This is a genomic window from Janthinobacterium leeuwenhoeki (assembly GCF_051380795.1).
Taxonomy (GTDB): Bacteria; Pseudomonadota; Gammaproteobacteria; order Burkholderiales; family Burkholderiaceae_D; genus Janthinobacterium.
In genome coordinates this window covers 58,300-73,305 of the sequence record NZ_JBNYXT010000002.1, presented here as the reverse complement: position 1 = coordinate 73,305, position 15,006 = coordinate 58,300, and the positions used below count along the sequence as shown (strand labels likewise).

Genomic DNA, 15,006 nt, shown 5'->3' with positions numbered 1-15,006 from the left:
AGCCATGTTTAAGAATTTACTGATCAAATGGAAGTTGGCGACCCTCGTCGCCGTGATGATGCTGGCCTTGCTGGTGGTGGGCATCAGCGGCTACTCGGGCATCGCCACCGTGGGCCGCGCCGTCAATGAAATCGGCGTGGTGCGCCTGCCGTCGATCCAGGGCTTGATGATGATCAGCGAAGGCCAGACGGCCGTCGGCGCCGCCACCCTGACGGCCGCCATGTATGAAAACAATTACCAGGCACAAGACAAGTTCGCGGAAGCGCTGCAGCTGCGCACCAAGGCCTGGAACAATATCGAAGCGGGCCGCAAGCTGTACGAACCGCTGCCGCAAACCGCCGAGGAAGCCGTGCTGTGGCAGCGCTTTCAAGGCGAGTGGACGGCCTGGAAGGCGGATGACGACAAGGTGCGCGCCATCTTGCTCCAGCTGGCCGACAACCGCGACGAGCCGCGGCAGAAAGAGCTGTTCGTGGCTTTCCACCAGCAGTACCAGGATTCGCGCGCGTTGTTTGGCAAGGCCGAAGGCACGCTCAACGAGATCATCAAGCTCAATAACGGCGTGGCGGACGCCAGCGTCAAGGACGGCAGCGCGGCCGTGATCCGCTCGGAAAGCCTGATGGTCATCCTCGGCTTGCTGGCCTCCGCGCTGGGCATCGGCTGCGCCGCCTACATCACGCGCGCCATCACGCAGCCGATCAATTTGGCCGTGAAAGTGGCGCAAACGGTGGCCTCGGGCGACCTGACGAGCCACATCGAGGTGCACACGACGGAAGAAACGGGCCAGCTGCTGCAGGCGCTGAAAGACATGAATTCCAGCCTGGTCAACATCGTCGGCCAGGTGCGCAGCGGCACGGAGACCATCGCCACGGCCTCGTCGGAAATTGCCAGCGGCAACTTGGACCTGTCCTCGCGCACGGAAGAGCAAGCCAGTTCGCTGGAAGAGACGGCGTCGTCGATGGAAGAACTGACGTCGACCGTGCGGCAGAATGCCGACAACGCCCAGCAAGCCAACCAGCTGGCGCTGAGCGCCTCGGGCGTGGCGGTCAAAGGCGGCGCCGTGGTAGGCAAGGTGGTCGAGACCATGGACGCCATCAACGACTCGTCGCGCAAGATCGTCGACATCATTTCCGTCATCGACGGCATCGCCTTCCAGACGAATATCCTGGCCTTGAATGCGGCCGTGGAAGCGGCGCGCGCGGGCGAGCAGGGACGCGGTTTCGCCGTCGTGGCGACGGAAGTGCGTAATCTGGCCCAAAGATCCGCTGGCGCAGCGAAAGAAATCAAGATACTCATCGGTGACTCGGTGGTGGCGGTCGACGCGGGCAGCAAGCTGGTGGCCGAGGCGGGCAGTACGATGGCTGAAATCGTCTCCAGCGTACAGCGCGTGACGGACATCATGGCGGAAATCAGCCTGGCCACGCAGGAGCAAAGTTCGGGCATCGACCAGATCAACCAGGCCATCGGCCAGATGGACCAGGTGACGCAGCAAAACGCGGCCCTGGTGGAAGAGGCGGCAGCGGCGGCCGAATCCTTGCAGGAGCAATCGGGCCAGCTGGCCGGCGTGGTCAGTGTCTTCAAGATCGATGGCGCCCAGGCGCCTGCCGCGCGCGCGCAGCCTGCCGCCCCGCGCGCTAAGCCTGTGCTTGCCCGCCCGCCCGCGCGGCCTGCCAAGGGGCATTCCGTGCTGCACGTTGTGCCCTCCACGCGCAAGAGCGCACCCCCGGAAGGGGAATGGGAAGAATTTTAAGCAAGGTATTCGAGGCGCCTTCCCTGCTGACCCAGGCGGCCGCCTCGTGCGGCCGTTTTGCATGCGGCGCGCCGCGCGCCGGCAGCGTGCATTCTTTGCGCGCGCGCAAACCCGTGGCGCAAAAAAAGGATTGAATAGAAGGCTCAGACAAACCATCCCAGGCATTTCGGTCATTGCCGCCTGGTATTGGCGTCTGCGCAGACACTATGCTCGCATGGTTGTCGCCACCAGGTCCGGCTGATCAGGCACAGCTGCAATGACTTCCCATTCCCTTGTTCCCGCACGCGCCTGTTCGCGCTTGGGCATCGCCTATGGGATCGCTATTTGGCGGGCCAAGCAACTATTGTGGTGGCCCGGTGTTCATTCATCATGCGTAATCCAGCGAGAGGAGGGCGAGCCATGAGCCTTGCCATCATTGATTTCAGCACCACGAAGTGGGTCGATATTCCTGAAACGACTAGCCGCATCAAGGTGCAGCTGCGTGCCGAGCCCCCTGTGGGCGCGAATCTGAAGATCGTCATTTTTAGCCGCGAAATCTCCCAGGAGTCCGAATGGGAGAAAATCGGCTCATCGTTCCTGGACAACCTGGCCCATACGCCCGACGTGCAATCGACCTCGTTTCCCGTCAAGCCCAAACGCTATTACTCGTTCAAGGTGCAGGGTGAAGCCCACCTGCTGATGCCGCAGGTGGATCAGCTTCGCGTGGGCCTGTCCGTCCTTGCCGATAACGACGAGCTGTTCAACTACGGCTCACCGCGCGTGGTCCAGGGCAATGCAGCTGGGCTGATCGGTGTGACTTATTTGCAACTGAGGGGCTAGTCATGCGCTACTTTCCAGCGTATTGCATGGCGCTGTGCATGGGCTTGTACGGTGCCAGCACGGCCGCCGAAAAAGTGCCGCTCAGCACTGTGTTGTCGGACACCGTGATCGACATGCCGGTCACGACGGCGCCGGCTGCCTTCCTGCTGGGCGCATCGGGGCAGCAGGTGCCGCGCCTGTCAACTTTCCGCGAATTCGGTACACAAGTCGCGCGTGCCTATGATGACAGCGGAAAACTCTCCAATGCCGTGGCCGCCGAAATCGCGCCCAGCCTGGTGCTGGGACATACCACGTGGGAGCGCATCGTGAGCAGTTGGCCTAGCCGCGTACTGTCGCGCACCACGGTGTCGTTTGCCACCAAGGTGGGGGAAAACAACGGCACCAAGCAAACGGCGTTGGGCCTGCAGTCCATCTTGTATTCGCGCGAGATGGATGGTGTGTTGCTGGTGGCGGCCGACGAGCGTTGTCGGGGCGCCGCCCTTTCCTTAGATGATAGTGCGCCGCCCAAAGAGCCGTCGGCTCCGGTGTCGATGTCAGCGGAACTCCGGGCGTCCATTGAAAAGTGCCAGGAAGAAATTACAGGCATCCTGACGAAATGGAACCAGACCATGCTGGCCGTCGGCGCGGGCAGGGTATTTTCTTCTGGAAATACACCCGCTGCCAGTGCGGCCGATGCCTCTGCCTATTGGCTGACGGGCAGTTATGGGGGGGATCTTGGCAAAGAGAAAATGAAAACTGGCAAGCGGCTCGGCTACCTGCTGACAGCGCATGTCAGGCATATGAGCAATGCGGCGATGAGAGACCCTGCCGGCAATGACATTCTTGCGCGCCAGCGCGTCGCCGGACTCAACTTGCGCTATGGTAATCCACGCCTGGCTGGAATTGCTGAGTATTCCATACTCAGGAGTAGTGCGCCCGGCTTGAGTCTGGACGACCGCAAGCGAGCGCTGCTGGGCCTGGAATACAAGGTGGCCGATGGCATGTATCTGACCCTGGGCGTGGCCAGTGACAACCAGGCAGGGCAAAGCAAGCGCTCGATGCTGGCCAATGTTAACTGGGGCATTGCCAAGTCGTCCGTCATCTTTCCTTAGCGGACATGGTGCGCGATCATTCGTAGGCGCCCAGCCGGCGCTGCTCGTCGGGCGTGAAACTGGCGTCGCGCAGTTGCTGAAGGGCTGCAGCATCCTGCGCGCCTCCGGGCAGGCCGGCCTGCTGCGCCTTCTGCGCCTGATACGTGATGATGCGCTGCTGCCACTGCGACTCTTCGCGGTCCAGATCCGCCAGGCGCGCCGCCGCTGCTGGCGTGAAGGTGCTGGCGCGCAGGCGGTAGACCTCATTTTCGCCACCGCCCTGGGCCCGCAAGGTTTTGACGGAGGCGTCCAACTGCACCACCTGTAGCGGCGCGTCGCGCGCGGCGCGCTGGGCTGGCGACATTTTCTGGTCCAGCGCGGCCAGTTGCGCCTGGCGCTGCGCTTCATCGAGCGACGTGTCGCCGAGTATGGCCATGCGCGCCACGGCGTCGTCGTCATACGCATCGCTGGCGCCGAACAGGCCCGCGCTTTCCTCGGGCGTAAAGTAATTGCCGCGCAAGGCGCGCATGGCTTGCAGGCGCGCGCGCGCCGCCAGGGCCGCATCGGCTTGCGCCGGCAAGGCTTGTTCCGCACCGGCCAGCGCCTGCTTGTAGGCCAGGTAAGCGTCCAGCAGGCGCTTCGCTTCGCGGGCGGGGACGGGCGCCAGGCGCCGCTCCAGTTCCGCCTCGATCTGGCTGCGGATGGCGGCCAGCGGCTTTTCACCGAGGCCCGCCAGATAGTAGTCGAACAGGTGGCCCAGTTCCGCGTCGACCACCAGCTTGTCGCCGGCGGCCACCGTCACGTTGCCGTCGGGCCGCGTGCCTTGCATCGAGCGCACGAACGCGAACAGGTCCGGTTCCGCCTTTTCCGGCGGCGGGGCGGGCGGTACGCCCGGGTGCAGCACCAGGTACAGGGCCAGGGCTGCCAAGCTGCCGGCGATGATCCATTTTGCGTTCGTGCGCATCGTAGCCTCCTTACAGTCCCAGGCCTTGCAGGCGGTTGGCTTGCTGGCGGAAGACGGTGACGGGGTTCGTCTCGAACAGGTTGACGATGCCGACGAACTGGTTGACTTCATCGAGGTGGTTCATGGCGTAGTCGTCGCGGATCACCTTGCCCAGGTGGCTGGAGCAGCTGCTGACCAGGCCATCGTTCTTGACGCCGCCGAAGGCCAGGCTGATGGCAGCCAGGGCAGGATCGCCCACATCGAGCACATTCGTGTAGGGTTGCGCGCCGCTCCACGAAAAGTAGTACACGCCTTGCACCTGGTAGGCGCCTTCGCCGCAGGCGGAGGTGGGCACTCCTTGCGGATGGCGGCTATTAAAAGCCAGCGAGCCGGCCGTGGACAGGGAGGTGAGCGAGGCGCCCGCGTTTTGCGGCAGTCCCTTGTTGCCCGACAAAATGCCGATCAGGGAGGCGAGCGCATTGCCCAGTGCGCCGCTGGTGTTGGGAATGGCGCCGCTGAGGATATCGGCTACTTTCGAACCCTTGTTGACGCCGGCCACGCTGGTGACGGACGCCACCAGGTCGGGCCGCACGGAGGCGACATAGCGGGCGGTGGGGCCGCCGTGGCTATGGCCGATCAAATTGACTTTGCTTGCCCCCGTGGCGGCGAGGATTTGCCGCACCTGCGACAGCAGCTGCTCGCCGCGCACTTCCGTGCTGTTGGCGGCCGACACGGTGGTCACATACACTTGCGCGCCGCCGCTGCGCAGGGCGGCGGGGACGCCATAAAAATATTCGACGGGACCGAGCTTGTCGAAGCCGAACAGGCCGTGCACCAGCACGATCGGATACTTCGTTTGCGTGTAGCCGGCGGCGCTGGCGCTGCCGGGCAGGATGGCGAGGGTGAGCAGAAGGGTGGATAGCAGTTGCCAAAAGCGAGTCTTCATTTTGTCTCCGTTATGTATTAGTGATCGACTACTGAATAGTCGATTAATAGTGGAAATGTCGATGCTGTAGCGATGAACCGTGCGCTCCTTTACATTCTCGATGCATTAAAAATAGCGAGCGCTCGGTTTTTTGAATGTAGCACTGCTGGATTAAAATTGCAGCGATTTGCATGATGCAGCGCAATAACTGTGGGAATTTGGCGTTGCTTATACGCCTATTGCATAGTTGGAAAGTCACAGTTGTTTTCCTGAGCTATAATCGGCCCGGCATCAGCCGTCCCGCCGTCTTGCCATGCCGTGCCCAGGCATTGCATGGATATCGCTCCTACACCGTTACTTGGGAATGCACTTGTCGACCCATTTTAATTTCGAACAGTTTCAGCAGATGACGCCTTTAAATGGCGAAAACATCTGGGAATATATTCTTGACCGCCACGCGGAGCGCATCGGCGTCAAGCGCCGCAAGCCGGCGCTGGAAAATCTTGAACGCATCTTCGTTGCCACCTTCCGCCTGGCCAATGACGTGGGCTTCCGCGCCATGAGCTTGCGCGACCTGTGCCGCGAGACGGGGCTGTCGATGGGCGGCCTGTATGGCTACATCACCAGCAAGGACCAACTGGCCGAAATGATCGAGGACGTGGTGCGCCACGCGACGCAAGCCTTGCCGCTGCTGTTCGCCGATGTGAAGTCGCCGCTGGACCGCCTGGAGGCGATGATACGATCGTCGATCTACCTGTCCGAAGTGTTGCAGCCGTGGTTCTATTTTGTCTTCATGGATTCGCGCGTGCTGCAGGTGGAGCAGCGCAGCATGGCGAAGAATTCGGAACTGTATGTGCAGACCCTGATCGCATCGACCATCGGCGAAATCGAACCGCAGCCGCAGGGCGATGCCACTTTGCAGGCCGCGCACTGCCTGGCCCTGTTCCAGGACTGGTACGTGAAACGCTGGAAGTACCGCGCCGCGAAGGTTAATGTCGACGATTTCGCCGATAGCGTGGTCAGTACGGTGCGCGGGTATTTGAGCATGGTCAAGACGTAGGCGAGGTAGGTCGGATTAGCGGGGCCGCCGAGGCCTAGCGTAATCCGACACGCGCGGACGGCGGCTCATGTCGGGTTACGCCGTGCCGGCTAACCCGACCTACGGGCTCATCAGTTCGTGGTTTCTATGGGTAGCGTCTCCGGCACTGCGGCCGGATCCGTCGGCGTTTCCACGTCCATGTCCAGCGTCTTGATGCCATTCATGTCGATGAACTCGTCATACAGCCACTCGCCATCGACCTGGCTCAGGCCCGCCGGCACGGCGCGCGTGATTTGCGGGCGCGTCGACAGGGCCGTGCGCATATAGTCGATCCAGATCGGCATGGCCAGGGTGGCGCCGAATTCGCGTCCGCCCAAGGACTTGGGCTCGTCATAGCCCATCCAGGCCACGGCCACGATGCCGCCGCCGTAGCCGGCGAACCAGCCGTCGACGGCATCGCTGGTGGTACCCGTCTTGCCGGCGATGTCGCTGCGTCCCAGTTTTTTCGTTGCCGCTGCGCCCGTGCCCGTGCGGGCCACTTCGCGCAGCATGCTGTCCATCACGAAGGCGTTGCGCGGATCCAGCGCCAGGGTCTTGTCGTCGTTTGGCGCGGGCGGCTTGGTCTGCATCAGCACCGTGCCCTTGGCGTCGACGATGCGATCGATCAGGTACGGTTCCACCTGGTGGCCGCCATTGGCGAACAGGGCGTAGGCGCCCGCCATCTGCACGGGCGTGACGGAACCCGTGCCCAGTGCCATGGTGAGGTTGCTGGGCTGGCGCTTTGGGTCGAAGCCGAATTTTTCCATGAAGTCGTGCGTATATGACACGCCCAGCGCGCGCAGGATGCGCACCGAGGCCACGTTCTTCGATTGCGCCAGCGCGTAGCGCATGGTGATGGGGCCGTCGAACTTGAAGTCGTCATTCTGCGGCGCCCACACCTTGCCGCCCGCCTGCATTTCCAGTGGCACGTCGTTGATCAGGGTGGCCGGCGAAAAGCCTTGTTCCAGCGCCGCCGAATACACGAAGGGCTTCATGGCCGAACCGGGCTGGCGCCACGCCTGCGTGACGTGGTTGAACTTTTGCAGGTTGTAGTCGAAGCCGCCCACCATGGCGTGGTAGGCGCCCGTGTCCGCATCGAGCGAGACGAAGGCGGCGGCCACCAGCGGCACTTGCGTGATGGCCCAGTTTCCCTTGGCGTCTTTGCTGATGCGGATCACGGCGCCCGGGCGCAGCTTGATGCCGGCGCCCGCTTTGCTTGTGAGCGCAGGGGCGGCAAAGCGCAAGCCTTCGCCCGTGATGGCCTTGGCGTCGCCGTCGCCCGTGTCGGCCACCACCTTGCCACTGGCAATTTCCGTGACGACGGCGGCGATCAGGCCATCGCTGTCCGCGCGTTTTTGCAGCGCCGTGTCGATGGCCTCGTCGCGCTGCTCGGGGTCAGCCGGCATGTCGATGAAGGTTTCCGGGCCACGGTAGCCGTGGCGCTGGTCGTAGGCGATGACGTTGCGGCGCGTCGAGGCGTAGGCCGCATCCTGGTCCGCTTTCAGGATCGTCGTGTAGACGCTGATGCCCTTGGTGTAGCTGTCTTCCTTGAATTGCGCATACACGGCCTGGCGCGCCAGTTCAGCCACGTATTCGGCGTGCGTATCGAAGCCCTGCTTGCCGCGGGTATTGACGCGCAGCGGTTGCGCCAGCGCCTGCCGGTACTGGCCTTCGCTGATGTAATCGAGTTCGCGCATGCGTTTCAATACCAGCTGCTGGCGCGCGTGGGCCTTTTTCGGATTGCTGATCGGATTGTGGCGTGACGGGTTTTGCGGCAAACCGGCCAGCATCGCCATTTCCGCGATCGACAGTTCCGACAAAGGCTTGCCGAAGTAGGTCTGCGCCGCGCTGCCGAAGCCGAACGAGCGCTGGCCCAGGTACATCTGGTTCATGTACAGCTCGAGAATCTGGTCTTTCGACAGGGCCGACTCGATTTTGAGGGCCAGCATGATTTCATTGAGCTTGCGCGAGGCGACTTTTTCGCGCGTCAGGAAGAAATTGCGCGCCACCTGCATGGTGATGGTGGAGCCGCCGCCGTGGCCGAAGCCGTGGCGCAGGTTCGACAGCACGGCGCCGCCGGCGCGCACGAAGTCGATGCCGTGGTGTTCGTAGAAGCGGCCATCCTCGATGGCCAGCAGGGCCTTTTTCATCATTTCCGGTACTTGCGCAATCGGCACGAAGTCGCGGTGCTCTTCGCCGAATTCGCCGATCAGCACATTATCGGCCGTGTACACGCGCAGCGGTATCTTCGGCTGGTAGTCGGTGATGACGTCCAGTTCGGGCAGGCGGGGTCGCACGTACAGGAACAGCCAGGCGGCCAGCAGCACGGCGGCGGCCAGCGCGGCGCAGCCGGCGATGATGATAGCGCGCACGGTGGCGCGGCGGGAAGGCCAGGGGAATCCGGTTCGTTTGGCAGTCAAGGCAGTCTCACGTGAGCGTGCAGGGCACGGTGGCAGCGATTATAGACCAATGCGCCAGCGCTTCCCGTGCGTGCGGGGCGCCGGGAGCGGGAGCAAAAAACCTTTTCATCGAAACGCGGCTGTGCGATAGTCTCGGCTTCAAGCAAATAGCCCGGGCGTCAATCCGGGCTGTTTATTTTATACAATTAAGGATTTTTTTATGGCAAAAGATGCAATGCCGAGCGCCGTGAAGCCGTATATTCCGGCCGATGCGAAGCTGCCCGAGATGACCTTCCGCGCGCTGTTCATGGGCGTCATCCTGGGGATGGTCTTTGGCGCCTCCTCGCTGTACCTGGTGCTGAAAGTGGGCCTGACCGTCAGCGCCTCGATTCCCGTCGCCGTGATCGCCATCACCCTGTTCGGCCTGGCCAAGAAGATGGGCGGCAAGGATTCGTCGATCCTGGAAAACAGCATCACGCAAACGGCCGGTTCGGCCGGCGAGTCGCTGGCCTTCGGCCTGGGCGTGACCATGCCCGCCATCCTGATCCTGGGCTTTGACCTGGAAATCTCGCGCGTCATGCTGGTCGGCGTTCTCGGCGGCCTGCTGGGCATCCTGATGATGATCCCCATGCGCCGCACCATGATCGTCGACCAGCACAAGGAACTCAAATTCCCCGAAGGCACGGCCTGCGCCGAAGTGCTGAAGGCGGCCGCCACGGAAGAATCGCGCATCGCCGCCGGCGAAAGCATCGAGAAGGATTCGGCTGCCGCGCTGGACGCCAAGCGCCGCGCCAAGATCATCTTCGGCGGTTTCGCCGTCGGCTTGCTGTACAAGGTATTCAATATCTCGTTCAAGGGCTGGAAGGATACGCCGGGCGTGGAATTTGCCGCGCCGCTGAAGGGCGGCTCCATCGGCGCCGAGATTTCCCCTGAATTGCTGGGCGTGGGCTACATCATCGGCCCGCGCATCGCTGCCACCATGGCGGCCGGCGGCGTGCTGTCCTACCTGCTCCTGATCCCGATGATCAAGTTCTTCGGCGACAGCCTGACCACCGTGCTTTCGCCGGGCACCAAGTTGATCAGCGAAATGGGCGCGGACGACGTGCGCAGCGCCTACGTGCTGTACATCGGCGCGGGCGCCGTGGCAGCCGGCGGCCTGATTTCGCTGGTGCGCGCCATGCCCATGATCTGGCGCAGCCTGTCGGCTGGCCTGAAAGGCATCGGCAAGGGCGTCAAGAGCAATTCCACTTTGCGTACCGACCAGGATATCCCCCTGAAATGGGTCATCATCGGCTGCCTCTCCATCATCGCCGTGATCACCTTCGCCACGCCGCTGCACATGAATTTCCTCGGCGCGCTGCTGATCCTCGTCTTCGGCTTCCTGTTCGCCACCGTGTCGTCGCGCCTGACGGGCGAAATCGGCTCCTCGTCGAACCCGATCTCCGGCATGGCCGTGGCCACCTTGCTGTTTACCTGCCTGATCTTCCTGATCATGGGCTGGACGGGCGGGCGTTACTATGTGACGGCCCTGTCGGTGGGCGCCATCGTCTGCATCGCCGCCAGCAACGCGGGCACCACGTCGCAGGATTTGAAAACCGGCTACCTGGTGGGCGCCACGCCGCGCCTGCAGCAGTATGCGATCCTGGCGGGCGCGCTGTCGTCCGCCCTGATTCTCGGCCCGATTTTGCTGAAACTGAACGAGGCGAGCACCGTCTACGTGCCGGCAGCGCAAGTGGCGCCCGGCCTGACGGTCGACGCGTCGAAGCTGACGGTGACGGGCGAGCTGCATGGCCCGCAAGCCGACACGGACCACAATACGTATAAAGTCTGGCAAAAGACGGATACCGTGGGCGGCCCGGCCGGCAAATATTTTGTCAAGGACGATGGCCAGCTGGCTTACCTGGTCGATCCGGGCATCAATGGCCAATACAGCAAGCGTCCGGACGGCTCGGAAGTGAAGAAATACGACGCGCCCAAGGCCGTGCTGATGTCCTACATCATCAAGGGCATCCTCGACCAGCAGCTGCCTTGGACCCTGGTGCTGTTCGGCGTGATGATTGCCGTGGTGCTGGAAATGGCTGGCATCCCGTCGCTGGCGTTTTCCGTGGGCGTGTACCTGCCGCTGTCGTCCACCTTGCCGATTTTCGTCGGTGGCCTGGTGCGCTGGCTGGCGGACCGCCGCAACAACAAGCTGGAACACAACGCGACACTGAACGAGGAAGAGCGCCAGTTGGCGGGCGACCGCAGTTCGGGCGTGCTGCTCGCTTCCGGCTACATCGCCGGCGGCGCGCTGGCCGGCATCATCATTGCGATTACGGCCGGCGTGCTGACGCACTTCGACCAGATGATGGCCGACTGGGCCGAACACGGCAACCCGTTCTACGCGGGCCTGCATTCGGATGCGCTGTCCCTGCTGCCGTATGCGCTCATCATCGTGCTGCTGTATATCGTCGCAAGAGAGAAGAAGGCTGACCGCCCGCAGGCTTGATGCTGTAGCCCATCCAATGAAAACCGCTCGGTGTCATGACGATCCGGGCGGTTTTTTTTATGCGCGCCCGACGGGCCGCACCGCCAGTTGCGCCGCAGTGGCGTAGATCGTCACGTCCTCGCTGGCCAGCCGTCGCAGGTGCTCATCGTCGCGCAGGTCATCGCGGCCGGGATGGTCGATGCGGCACCAGTGTGTTCCTGATCTTCGTGAGCAAGGTGTGCCTGGCAGTCATGGACAGTAAAGGCGTGGTGGTGGGCTCCGCCTGCTGTAGCGCTGGCCACCGGCAGGGCTATTGATTTTCCGCAAGGATTAGCCGCCGCATCGCTGCGGCCGGAATTGACGCATAATGATTACTTCACCGTCGTTGACGAGGCCCGCCATGAACAATGTCACGCTTGAGTACTCGGTCGTTACCAATCCCGACTCCTTTGTCGGCTTCAAGTATTACGTCAAGGCGGGGCAGGCATTCGATGCCGACGATTTCGCCTATTCCTACAAGCTGAACCGGTCCGACCTGGACCCGGACAGCGTGCTGGCCACCCGCGAGGCGGCGGCAAATTTGCAGCCGGGCGAGTGGCTGACGGTGTCGCATTCGATTGCGGCGTAGCCGGCAGCCCTACGCTGGTGCAAACCACGCCCGCAGTTCATCCTCGGCCCTCTGCGCCGTCTCCTGCGTCAAGGTCAGCACGATGACCTTTTCCTGCGCCGGACGCTGTCCATCGCGACAGGCCAGTTCGATGGCTTGCTCGAAACTCGTGTAGTAACGGCCGAATTCGCGCGGGCATTCTTGAATGATGCGCGCCGCCTTGCCGGCGTTCCGGTCCGCCAGGTTGATCATGGGATTGCCGTCATAAAACGGCTGGCCGTTGGCAAACGCGGTGCGCAGATACGGCGTACATAGACCGTCGAGGAAGGCCAGGCGTGCCTGCCACCAGGCCTCTACCGCCGCATACACGGCATGCTCCTCGAGAAAATCGGCAAACAGGAAGTCGTTCATCATGGTTCCTTCGGCTAAATGCCGAATACTTTCAAGATCGCATCCGTAAAACCTTCGAACCAGCTGCCCACCGTGCCAGGCTGCTTGCCGTGGCGCGGGGTTTCTTCGTACAGGTAGACGCCGTTGTCGCCGTCGAAGCGGTCGTTGAGCAGCGCCTGCTGGCCGCGCAGGTAGGCGATGAAGGTTTCGCTGCGCAGGGTCGAATACAGCACGTCGGTGGTAAAACCCAGGGTGGCGGACTGGCTGATGCTGCGGCCCTGGCCTGCTCGCTCCAGGCGCACGCCGCGGCAGCCGCGCACGATCAGGGTGACGGGGCCGCGAAAGACGATGAAGCGCAGCTGCAGGGTAAGCCAGGCGTGCAGGCTGGCCAGGCGCCAGTGGCTCGATATCGCCAGCGGCTGGGCAGAGTCGCAGATGAATCCCACCAGAGCCCGTGGCTGGAACACGAGCGCGCTGCCGGCTGGCAGGTGGACGATGGCCACTTCCAGCAGCGGATCGTCGCTGGCGGAAATCGTCAGGGATGCCGTGGTATCGCTTTGCAGCCGCGTCAGCGCCACCATGCCGGCGGCCAGGCTGGTGAACGGGAAGCGCCAGTCCAGCAGCCATTGCGTGCGCTTGGTGCTGCTGACGGGCGACGATTGCAGGTATGCGGGGTGGATCAGCATCTGCTGGCCAGGTTGGAGTTGCAGCGCCTGCGAGACGGCGGAAATGCGGGACTGGCCATCGGGCGGCAGGGGCAGGCTGGCATCGCCGGTTTGCAGTTCGCGCGCAATCGACAGCGGCGGCAAACGGGAGGCGATGGGCGCCAGCACGAAGTAAAAGAAGGCCTTGATGGCTAGGGGCAGCGCGATGGCCGACAGCACCAGCAGGGCGGCCGTGGGCGCCACGTCCATGACGGGAGCGCGCCAGCGGGCGATCCAGTTGCGCGCCAGCTGCGCTTCGCCGGCCGCAATCGCCGCCTGTACGGGCGCCAGCGCGCCGGCCAGCGCTTGCTCGTCGATGGCGAATGGCGCGGGGCGGGCGGCGCTCGTGGCGTTGCTGGCGCGCGCGCGCTGCGCTGCCCAGGCCTTGTAGGCTTGCAGATTGATCTCGCGCAGCCGCTGGCCTTGCGCTTCGCGCTGCGACAACTGCGCGTAGGCGTCGCTGCCAGGCAGGTGGGCCGCCACGGGGTGCTGCGCTTCCAGCTGCCGGCGCTGGGCCAGGTTCTGCTGCAGCGCGGCATATGCGCTGACGTGTTCCGCGTGCAGGCGCGCCAGCGTGTGCCGCGCATCTTCGCCTTTGACCGCCGCTTGCACGGCGGTCAGATAACGGGCTTCCTGCGCCAGCACTTCGATTTCCACGCGGCGCGCCGCTTCCTCTTGCGCGTGCAAGGCTAGGGTGTTTGTATCGGGCAGGGGAATGGTAAACAGCGACGGTTGCTGCTGCGCGCGCAAGGTGGTCAATTGCGCCTGCACTTGCGCCAGGCGGGTGGCGATGGCGGTCTGCGAGGCGTGTTGCAGGGCGTTGATCCTCGCCGTGGCGGCACCGGCCAGGCCGGCGCCATGGTTGCCGGCGTTGCTGGAAGCCTGGCGCAGGGTGGCCACGGCCTCGCTGCCGGCGCAGTAGGCGCGCCATTCGGCCAGCAACAGGCGTCCGGCCAGCAGGATGACGATGAACAGGGCAAACTGCAGCGCGTGGCGCAGCAGGAAGCGCAGGATGGCCGTCAGCAGCTGGCGCAAGGAGATACGTCCTTAGCTGGCCGCGCTATCGGCGTCGGCACAGCATTTCTTATACTTTTTGCCGCTGCCGCAGTGGCACGGGTCGTTGCGGCCCGTCTTCGGCACGTCGCGCAGCACGGTAGCGCCACTCTGGCTTTGCACCTGGCTTTTCAGGTGGCGCTGGCGCGCCCAGGCCGCGTTGATGGCGATGACAGCGGGAATCACGCCATCCATGGCCGTTTCGGCTGCATCGTCATCGAGTTCGCTGGCCGTGGCCAGGTGCTGGAACGGCGCCAGATACTCCGGGTGGCTGACGGCCAGTGCCGCCCACTGCGGCTTGTCCAGGCTGGTGCCAAGCAGGAAGCCTGCGCACCAGGCAGGCACGCTCCATTCGGGGCCGCAGACGTAGATAGGCTCGAAGCTGTCCGGGTCTTTCGCCAGCCATTCGAGCATGTAGGCGTGGTGGCGCCGGGCCATGCTGGCCGCCCGTTCGCTGGCTTCGTCGGGTGTTGGCGCGGCGCTGCCGGCCGCCTTGTCCCAGACCCAGGGCAACCATTGCTCAACTGCAATTTGCTTCGGGCTCAGGGCGACGGCCGTCAGAAAACCTTCCAGCATCGACACGTCCATGGCGCCGCCGGCCAGGGCGGGCGCGGCCAGCAGGGTGTCGAGTTCGGCGTATTCGTCGTCGGAGAGGGGCGAGGTGGTGGAGATGCTGGACATGGGATTTCTCTGTAATTTGATTGAAGTGGCCATCGGCCCTGGCCGTATTGTACTGCCCGGCAAGGGGAAAGCCGGTGCCGGAATGAAAAACGGCGGCCCGCAGGCCGCCGTTTTCAGCTAAGG

The 15,006-nt window shown here is 63.5% G+C and carries 14 protein-coding genes; 8 read left to right on the top strand and 6 right to left on the bottom strand.

Annotation, left to right across the window (positions count from 1 at the left end):
- Positions 1-4: 4 nt before the first annotated feature.
- From ACQ4WS_RS02275 to ACQ4WS_RS02260, 4 genes are all read left to right on the top strand, one after another.
- Positions 5-1,747 (top strand): methyl-accepting chemotaxis protein, encoded by a 1,743-nt coding sequence (locus ACQ4WS_RS02275; protein ID WP_436473289.1) that lies wholly within the window; start codon positions 5-7, stop codon positions 1,745-1,747.
- On the top strand, positions 1,732-1,881 hold the full coding sequence (locus tag ACQ4WS_RS02270) for a hypothetical protein (protein WP_436473288.1): 150 nt from the start codon (positions 1,732-1,734) through the stop codon (positions 1,879-1,881). Before ACQ4WS_RS02275 ends, ACQ4WS_RS02270 begins: the two co-directional genes overlap by 16 nt.
- 265 nt (positions 1,882-2,146) lie before the next feature.
- Complete coding sequence (locus ACQ4WS_RS02265; protein ID WP_436473286.1) at positions 2,147-2,566, top strand: hypothetical protein; 420 nt, start codon at positions 2,147-2,149, stop codon at positions 2,564-2,566.
- 2 nt (positions 2,567-2,568) lie between these two features.
- Positions 2,569-3,657 carry a hypothetical protein gene (locus ACQ4WS_RS02260; protein ID WP_436473284.1) on the top strand — a complete coding sequence of 363 codons (1,089 nt, stop codon included), beginning with the start codon at positions 2,569-2,571 and terminating at the stop codon, positions 3,655-3,657.
- Between the two features lie 16 nt (positions 3,658-3,673).
- Here the strand turns inward: ACQ4WS_RS02260 and ACQ4WS_RS02255 are convergent, their stop codons facing one another.
- Together ACQ4WS_RS02255 and ACQ4WS_RS02250 are read right to left on the bottom strand one after the other, a co-directional pair.
- On the bottom strand, positions 3,674-4,600 hold the full coding sequence (locus ACQ4WS_RS02255; RefSeq protein WP_436473283.1) for a lipase secretion chaperone: 927 nt from the start codon (positions 4,598-4,600) through the stop codon (positions 3,674-3,676).
- Positions 4,601-4,610: 10 nt separating this feature from the next.
- A complete protein-coding gene (locus ACQ4WS_RS02250) occupies positions 4,611-5,525 on the bottom strand; it encodes a lipase family alpha/beta hydrolase (protein ID WP_436473281.1) in 915 nt (304 codons plus the stop codon).
- Positions 5,526-5,868: 343 nt separating this feature from the next.
- Here ACQ4WS_RS02250 and ACQ4WS_RS02245 point away from each other — a divergent pair, with 343 nt between their 5' ends.
- Positions 5,869-6,564, top strand: a complete 696-nt coding sequence (locus tag ACQ4WS_RS02245; protein ID WP_436473279.1) for a TetR/AcrR family transcriptional regulator — start codon at positions 5,869-5,871, stop codon at positions 6,562-6,564.
- Between the two features lie 110 nt (positions 6,565-6,674).
- On the opposite strand, the gene ACQ4WS_RS02240 is transcribed toward ACQ4WS_RS02245, so the two are convergent.
- Entirely contained in the window at positions 6,675-9,002 is a 2,328-nt protein-coding gene (locus tag ACQ4WS_RS02240) for a penicillin-binding protein 1A (RefSeq protein ID WP_436473277.1), read from the bottom strand.
- Positions 9,003-9,201: 199 nt separating this feature from the next.
- Between ACQ4WS_RS02240 and ACQ4WS_RS02235 the strand changes: the two genes are divergently transcribed.
- On the top strand, positions 9,202-11,469 hold the full coding sequence (locus ACQ4WS_RS02235; RefSeq protein WP_436473275.1) for an OPT family oligopeptide transporter: 2,268 nt from the start codon (positions 9,202-9,204) through the stop codon (positions 11,467-11,469).
- Positions 11,470-11,848: 379 nt separating this feature from the next.
- Positions 11,849-12,076 carry a hypothetical protein gene (locus ACQ4WS_RS02230; RefSeq protein WP_035819625.1) on the top strand — a complete coding sequence of 76 codons (228 nt, stop codon included), beginning with the start codon at positions 11,849-11,851 and terminating at the stop codon, positions 12,074-12,076.
- Between the two features lie 9 nt (positions 12,077-12,085).
- On the opposite strand, the gene ACQ4WS_RS02225 is transcribed toward ACQ4WS_RS02230, so the two are convergent.
- Genes ACQ4WS_RS02225 through ACQ4WS_RS02215 form a run of 3 tightly spaced genes read right to left on the bottom strand, consistent with a single transcriptional unit; the run spans position 12,086 to position 14,883 of the window.
- Complete coding sequence (locus tag ACQ4WS_RS02225) at positions 12,086-12,469, bottom strand: hypothetical protein (protein ID WP_436473274.1); 384 nt, start codon at positions 12,467-12,469, stop codon at positions 12,086-12,088.
- 11 nt (positions 12,470-12,480) lie between these two features.
- Positions 12,481-14,184, bottom strand: a complete 1,704-nt coding sequence (locus tag ACQ4WS_RS02220) for a hypothetical protein (RefSeq protein ID WP_436473272.1) — start codon at positions 14,182-14,184, stop codon at positions 12,481-12,483.
- A 12-nt stretch (positions 14,185-14,196) separates the two neighbouring features.
- Positions 14,197-14,883: a UPF0149 family protein gene (locus tag ACQ4WS_RS02215; RefSeq protein ID WP_436473270.1), complete on the bottom strand. Its 687-nt coding sequence runs from the start codon at positions 14,881-14,883 to the stop codon at positions 14,197-14,199.
- Here ACQ4WS_RS02215 and ACQ4WS_RS02210 point away from each other — a divergent pair.
- Complete coding sequence (locus tag ACQ4WS_RS02210; RefSeq protein ID WP_436473268.1) at positions 14,873-15,004, top strand: hypothetical protein; 132 nt, start codon at positions 14,873-14,875, stop codon at positions 15,002-15,004. The two genes, ACQ4WS_RS02215 and ACQ4WS_RS02210, sit on opposite strands and share 11 nt — an antisense overlap.
- Positions 15,005-15,006 lie beyond the last annotated feature (2 nt).